Source organism: Streptomyces azureus, assembly GCF_001270025.1.
GTDB lineage: Bacteria > Actinomycetota > Actinomycetes > Streptomycetales > Streptomycetaceae > Streptomyces > Streptomyces azureus.
The window spans coordinates 24,462-31,111 of record NZ_DF968196.1 but is presented as its reverse complement, the minus strand read 5'-3'; the positions used below and the strand labels follow the sequence as shown (position 1 = coordinate 31,111).

6 protein-coding genes are annotated in these 6,650 nt (G+C 73.8%); all 6 read right to left on the bottom strand.

The features are described from left to right. On the bottom strand, positions 1–608 hold a 608-nt coding region (locus AOQ53_RS02720), incomplete at its 3' end, for a hypothetical protein (protein ID WP_408055129.1). Positions 609–952: 344 nt separating this feature from the next. Next, positions 953–1,750: a type III pantothenate kinase gene (locus AOQ53_RS02715; RefSeq protein WP_059414627.1), complete on the bottom strand. Its 798-nt coding sequence runs from the start codon at positions 1,748–1,750 to the stop codon at positions 953–955. 17 nt (positions 1,751–1,767) lie between these two features. Further along, entirely contained in the window at positions 1,768–2,742 is a 975-nt protein-coding gene (nadC, locus tag AOQ53_RS02710) for a carboxylating nicotinate-nucleotide diphosphorylase (RefSeq protein WP_059414638.1), read from the bottom strand. Positions 2,743–2,747: 5 nt separating this feature from the next. Then, the gene (locus tag AOQ53_RS02705) at positions 2,748–4,562 is read right to left on the bottom strand and encodes an L-aspartate oxidase (protein ID WP_059414625.1); all 1,815 of its coding nucleotides are present in this window, start codon (positions 4,560–4,562) and stop codon (positions 2,748–2,750) included. Further along, complete coding sequence (panC, locus tag AOQ53_RS02700; protein WP_059414623.1) at positions 4,559–5,551, bottom strand: pantoate--beta-alanine ligase; 993 nt, start codon at positions 5,549–5,551, stop codon at positions 4,559–4,561. Before panC ends, AOQ53_RS02705 begins: the two co-directional genes overlap by 4 nt. Continuing rightward, positions 5,548–6,477 (bottom strand): Rossmann-like and DUF2520 domain-containing protein, encoded by a 930-nt coding sequence (locus AOQ53_RS02695; RefSeq protein WP_059414622.1) that lies wholly within the window; start codon positions 6,475–6,477, stop codon positions 5,548–5,550. The genes panC and AOQ53_RS02695 overlap by 4 nt, the downstream gene beginning before the upstream one ends. Between the last annotated feature and the right edge of the window lie 173 nt (positions 6,478–6,650).

The window sequence follows — 6,650 nt, the reverse complement described above, 5'->3', positions numbered from 1 at the left end:
GTGGGGGCCGGGGCCGGCTTGGGGGCGGGCTTCGGAGCCGCCGGCTTTCGTGCGGGCTTCTTCTCGGGCTGCTTCTCGGGGGTGCCCTCGGCGCTGGCGGAGAGACCTCCGGGGAGGGGCAGGAGACGGAGGCGGCAGCGGGAGGCGGGGACGGTGGGGGCGCCGGGCGCGACCGGGTGAGTGGTCGGGTGGGCGATCGGCGAGGGCGACTGCGAGCCGGTGCGTGCGGTCTGCTGCCCGGTGAGGCGGTGGCAGCGGTCCAGGAGCGCGGCGGCGGTGGGATTGCCGCTCAGGACGCGGAGGGCGGCGAGGTCGTCGGGGTGGGGGCGGTATCCGGCGCCCAGTGCCTCGTCCAGGAGCGTGAGGTAGCCGGCAGCAGTGCCGGGGAGGGCGGCGCGGTACCGACCGAGGTCGGCCACGAGGAAGGCACGCAGCCTGGCCCCCTCCCGCATCACCTCGTCGAGCGACTCTGCGAGGCGGAGGCAGTCCTGGACGTCGTCGACCGAGGCGGAGGTGGGGTGAAGGGCAAGGGCGAGAGCGCGGCGGAGCACACGCAGCTCCTCCACGCCGAACGCCATGCCGCCGCGGGATCCGTGTGGCGTGGGCATGCGGCGACGATACGCGCTAATCAGACAAATCCTGCATAACGGATGGGTGTGGCGCGGGGGGTACCACCCGGGTGGGCGGGGGTGCGCGTAGCGCCTTCCCGGCGGTGGTGGGCCGGGGCCGCGCCTGGAGTGTCCGCGTAGCCGCGGCAGTCGTGCCGCTGGGGCGATGGGGCCCCTGCTCATGGGGGTCCCCCCTGTTCGAGCCAAGCCGAGAACTTGGGGGAGAAACCGAGAGCTTGGGAGAGGGTGGGCGCAGCGGCACCCGGCACCGCCGGGCTGCGGCCCCACCCGCCCTCAGCACCAACTCCGAGCACCTCGAAGTGCCGAGGTGGACTCACCCGGGCTCACATACGCGACACGTTCCGCTCGTACACCAGCCGCAGTCCGATCAGCGTCAGCCACGGCTCGTGTTCGTCGATGACCGACGACTCGCCCAGGACCATCGGCGCCAGTCCGCCCGTCGCGATGACCGTGACATCGTCCGGGTCGTCGGACAGCTCGCGGGCCACGCGGTTGACGACCCCGTCGACCTGGCCGGCGAAACCGTAGATGATGCCCGACTGCATCGCCTCGACCGTGTTCTTGCCGATGACGCTGCGGGGCCGGGCCACCTCGATCTTGCGGAGCTGGGCGCCGCGGACGCCGAGGGCCTCGACGGAGATCTCGATGCCGGGGGCGATGACCCCGCCGACGTACTCGCCGCGCGCGCTGACCGCGTCGAACGTCGTCGCCGTGCCGAAGTCGACGACGATCGCGGGGCCGCCGTAGAGCTCGACCGCCGCGACCGCGTTGATGATGCGGTCCGCGCCGACCTCCTTGGGGTTGTCCATGAGGATCGGGACGCCCGTCTTGACGCCCGGTTCGACCAGGACCGCCGGGACGTCGCCGTAGTAGCGGCGCGTCACCTCGCGGAGTTCGTGCAGGACCGAGGGGACGGTCGCGCAGATGGCGATGCCGTCGATGCCGTCGCCCAGTTCGTCGCCGAGGAGCGGGTGCATGCCCATCAGGCCCTGGAGGAGGACCGCCAGTTCGTCGGCGGTGCGGCGCGCGTCCGTGGAGATACGCCAGTGTTCGACGATGTCCTCGCCGTCGAACAGGCCCAGGACGGTGTGGGTGTTCCCTACGTCGATCGTCAGCAGCATGACCCGTACCCGCTCCCCTACTCCGCCGGCCGCAGGTCCAGGCCGATGTCCAGGATCGGCGAGGAGTGGGTGAGGGCTCCGACGGCCAAGTAGTCGACGCCGGTGTCCGCGTACGTCTTGGCGTTGTCGAGGGTCAGGCGGCCCGAGGCCTCCAGGGCGGCGCGGCCCTGGACGATGGCCACCGCCTCCTCGCACTCGCCCGGCGTGAAGTTGTCCAGGAGGATCAGGTCGGCACCGGCGTCCAGGACCTCGCGGAGCTGGTTCAGAGTGTCGACCTCGACCTCGATGGGGATGTCGGGGAAGCGTTCGCGTACCGCCGTGAAGGCCTGGGCGACGCCGCCCGCGGCGACCACGTGGTTGTCCTTGACGAGGGCCGCGTCCGAGAGGGACATGCGGTGGTTGACGCCCCCGCCGCAGCGGACCGCGTACTTCTCGAGGGAGCGCAGGCCGGGTGTCGTCTTGCGGGTGTCGCGGACCTTGGCCTTCGTGCCGTCCAGGACGTCCGCCCACGCGCGCGTGGCCGTCGCGATGCCCGACAGGCGGCACAGGATGTTCAGCGCGCTGCGTTCGGCCGTGAGGAGGTCGCGGGTGCGGGTGGTGACCGAGAGGAGCTTCTGGCCCGCCTCGACGCGGTCGCCGTCCTCGGCGTGGCGCTCGATCGCGAGTTCCTCCTCGCAGACGACGGAGATCACCGCTTCGGCGATCCGCAGGCCCGCCACGACGCCCGCCTCGCGGGCCGTGAAGTCGGCGGTGGACACCGCGTCCTCGGGGATCGTCGCCACCGTCGTCACGTCCACACCGTGGGCCAGGTCCTCCTGGAGGGCCACGCTGGCGATGTCCTCGACCTCGACGGGGTCGAGGCCGGCGTCGGCCAGGAGCTGGGCGAGTGCGGGGTCCAGACCGCACTCCAGGTACGCCTCGCCGTCCGCGCCGCAGGCGCAGCCGTCGCCGCAGCCTCCGGACGAGGCGAGGGGAAGGTCGGGGGTGCTCACGTCGGTCACTGCTCCTGGGGGGGCTGGGGCATGGGGGTCTCCCCTGCTCGAGCGAAGCCGAGAGCTTGGGGGAGGGTCGAAGGGAAGTGTGTGGTGTCGGTGGTGTGCACGGCCAGGGTGCGGTCGGGGTTCAGACGTACGACGATGTGCCGCCGCCAGGTGGTGTCGTCGCGCTCTGGGCGGTCCTCGCGCCAGTGGCAGCCCCGGGTCTCCTCGCGCAGCCGGGCCGCGGTGACCAGGACGCGGGCCACGCACAGCAGGTTGGTGGCCTCCCAGGTGTCGACGCCGGCCTCGGCGGTCTTGCCGTTCTCGGCCAGGGCGTCGCGGGCGTCGGTGTGCAGCTGCTGGAGCTGGTCGGCGGCCTTGGCGAGGGACTCCGCCGAGCGCAGGACGCCGGCCCCGTTGGTCATGATCCGCTGGATCGTGAAGCGGGCCTCCGGGGTGAGCAGGGGGTGCTCGGGGGTCTCCGGGTAGGGCAGGGGCCGCGGCACGCGCGCGTGGAGGCCGGTTTCCGCGTGGCTCGCGGCGATGTCGGCCGCGATGCGCTCGGCGTAGACGAGGCCTTCGAGGAGGGAGTTGGAGGCCAGGCGGTTGGCGCCGTGCACGCCGGTGCAGGCGACCTCGCCGCACGCGTACAGGCCGGGAACCGTCGTACGGCCGTGGGAGTCGGTGCGGACGCCGCCGGAGGCGTAGTGGGCGGCCGGGGCGACGGGAATGGGCTCGGTGACCGGGTCGATGCCGTGGGCGCGGCAGGCGGCGAGGATCGTCGGGAAGCGGTGTTCCCACATGTCGGCGCCGAAGTGCCGGGCGTCGAGGAACATGTGCTCGGCGTCCTGCTCCTGCATGCGGCGCATGATGCCCTTGGCCACGATGTCCCGGGGGGCGAGTTCGGCCAGTTCGTGCTGCCCCTGCATGAAGCGCACGCCGTCGGCGTCGACCAGGTGGGCGCCCTCGCCGCGTACCGCCTCGGAGACCAGTGGCTGCTGGCCCTCCGCGTCGGAGCCCAGGAAGAGGACCGTCGGGTGGAACTGGACGAACTCCAGGTCGCTCACCTCGGCGCCCGCGCGCAGCGCCAGGGCCACGCCGTCGCCCGTGGAGACCGACGGGTTGGTCGTCGCCGAGAAGACCTGTCCCATGCCGCCGGTCGCCAGGACCACCGCCGGGGCGTGGACCGCGCCCACGCCGTCGTGCTGACCCTCGCCCATGACGTGCAGGGTGACGCCCGCCGTGCGGCCCTCGGCGTCCGTGAGGAGGTCCAGGACGAGCGCGTTCTCGACCGTGCGCAGTCCCGCCCGTCGCCCACCACCACCCTTGCCCGAGAGCGCTTCGCGCTCGCCCCTCCTGACCGCGCGTACCGCCTCGACCAGGGCCCTGGAGATCTCGGCACCGGTGGCGTCGCCGCCTGCGTGGGCGATGCGGCGGCGGTGGTGGCCGCCCTCGCGGGTGAGTTCCAGGCCGCCCTCGGAGGACTCGTCGAACTGGGCGCCGGTCTCGATGAGGCGGCGTACGGCGTCGGGGCCCTCGGTGACGAGGATGCGGACCGCTTCCTCGTCGCACAGGCCCGCGCCCGCGACCAGGGTGTCGTCCTGGTGCTGTTCGGGGGTGTCGCCCTCGCCGAGGGCCGCGGCGATGCCGCCCTGGGCCCAGCGGGTGGAGCCGTCGTCCAGGCGGGCCTTGGTGACGACGACGGTGGTGAGGCCGGCCGCCTCGCAGCGCAGGGCGGCGGTGAGGCCGGCGACGCCGGAGCCGACGACGACCACGTCCGCGGAGAGGGACCACCCGGGGGCGGGCGCGTGCAGTCGTATGCCTGTGCTGGTCACGAGGCGGCTCCGAAGGTGAGGGGGACGTTGTCGATCAGCCGGGTCGTCCCGACCCGGGCGGCGACGGCGAGGACCGCCTCGCCGGTGAAGTCGTCCCCGATCTCGGTGAAGTCGGACGGGTCGACCAGGGCGAGGTAGTCCAGCATGAGCGGCGGGTCGAGGCGGGCGGCCTCGTCGAGGACCTGGCGGGCGGCTGCGCGGACGGCTGCCGGGCCGCCCGGGACGGCCGTCGCGACGGCGTGCGCGTCCGCTGCCGCGCGGGACTCCCCTATGGCGCTGAGGGCCTCGGCACGCGCGCGTGTGGCGGGCACTTCCCGGGCCCGGGCGCGCAGCGCCTCCTGCGCGGCGTGCCGGTCCTGGCCCGCGAACAGGGCACCGGACAGCGCGAGGGCGGTGCGCCGCTCGGCGGGCGAGAGGTAGCGGTTGCGGCTGGACAGGGCCAGGCCGTCCTCCTCGCGGACGGTGGGCACGCCGACGATCTCCACGCCGAAGTTCAGGTCCCGCACCATGCGGCGGATCAGGGCGAGCTGCTGGGCGTCCTTCTGGCCGTACAGGGCGACATCGGGGAGGGTGAGGTGGAGCAGCTTGGCGACGACCGTGAGCATGCCGTCGAAGTGGCCCGGGCGGGAGGCGCCCTCCAGCCGCTCCCCCATGGGGCCCGCGGTGATGCGGACCTGGGGCTCGCCGCCGGGATAGACCTCGTCGACGGCCGGGGCGAACACGACGTCCGCGCCCGACTGCCCGGCCAGCTTCACGTCGGCGTCCAGGGTGCGCGGGTAGCGGTCGAGGTCCTCGCCCTCGCCGAACTGGAGCGGATTGACGAAGACGGTGACGACGACCTCGCCGTCCGGCCCGGCGATGGCGCGCGCGGTGCGGATCAGCGTGGCGTGGCCCTCGTGCAGCGCGCCCATGGTCATCACCACGGCGCGACGGCCCGCACGCGTGCGTGCGTGCAGTTCACCGGCGGTGCTGAGCAGGGTGGTGGTCATCGGGCGTCCCCTTCGGTGCCGTCGGTCCCGTTGGCGAGTACCCCGAGGAGGTCCTCGGCGAGCTCCGGCCTCAGCAGGCCGTGGGCCAGGGCCCGGTCGGCGGTCGCGCGGGCCATCGCCAGGTAGCCGGCGACGGCCTGCGGGGCGTGTCGGCGCAGCTCGGCGACGTGCGCGGCGACCGTGCCCGCGTCCCCGCGCGCGACCGGGCCGGTCAGGGCCGCGTCGCCGGAGCGCAGGGCGTTGTCCAGGGCTGCGCCGAGCAGCGGGCCGAGCATCCGGTCGGGGGCCGCGACACCGGCCGTGCGCAGCAGCTCCAGGGACTGGGCGACCAGGGTGACCAGGTGGTTGGCGCCGAGCGCGAGGGCCGCGTGGTAGAGCGGCCGGTTCTCCTCGGCGATCCACTCCGGCTCGCCTCCCATCTCGATGACCAGGGCCTCGGCGGCCAGCCGCAGTTCCTCGGGCGCGGTGACGCCGAAGGAGCAGCCGGCCAGTCGCTGGACGTCCACGGGCGTGCCGGTGAAGGTCATCGCGGGGTGCAGCGCGAGCGGCAGGGCGCCCGCGCGCAGGGCGGGGTCGAGCACCCGCGCGCCGTACCGCCCGGAGGTGTGCACGAGCAGCTGTCCCGGCCGTACGGAACCGGTGTCGGCGAGGCCCGCGACCAGCTCGGGCAGGGCGTCGTCCGGAACGGTGAGCAGGACCAGCTCGGACCGCTGGAGGACCTCGGCGGGCGGCATCACCGGCACGTCGGGCAGCAGTTGCGCGGCACGGCGCCGGGAGACGTCGGAGACCGCGGAGACGGCGACCGGGCGGTGCCCGGCGAGCTGGAGGGACGCGGCCAGTGCGGGTCCCACGCGACCGGCGCCGACGACGCCGACGGTGAGCCGCGCGGGGCGGTCCTTGGGGTCTGGCTGTGGGGTTGTGTTCACTCGACGGCGGCCTTCCCGTTCCAGTCCGCTCCGGGTACCGGACGATTTCTCGTCATGTTAACGCGATCGGCTCGAGGGGCGTTCGGTTGTCCACAGGGTGTGCATTCCGGCGGACGCCGCGCGTGGACGTCGCACACGGGCACGGTCGTACGGAAATCCGGGTGCCCGCCCGC

Bases quoted from the DNA above. Each gene is read 5' to 3' on its own strand.
- AOQ53_RS02715 (WP_059414627.1), bottom strand. From the start codon at position 1,750: ATGCTGCTGACGATCGACGTAGGGAACACCCACACCGTCCTGGGCCTG.
- panC (WP_059414623.1), bottom strand. From the start codon at position 5,551: ATGACCACCACCCTGCTCAGCACCGCCGGTGAACTGCACGCACGCACG.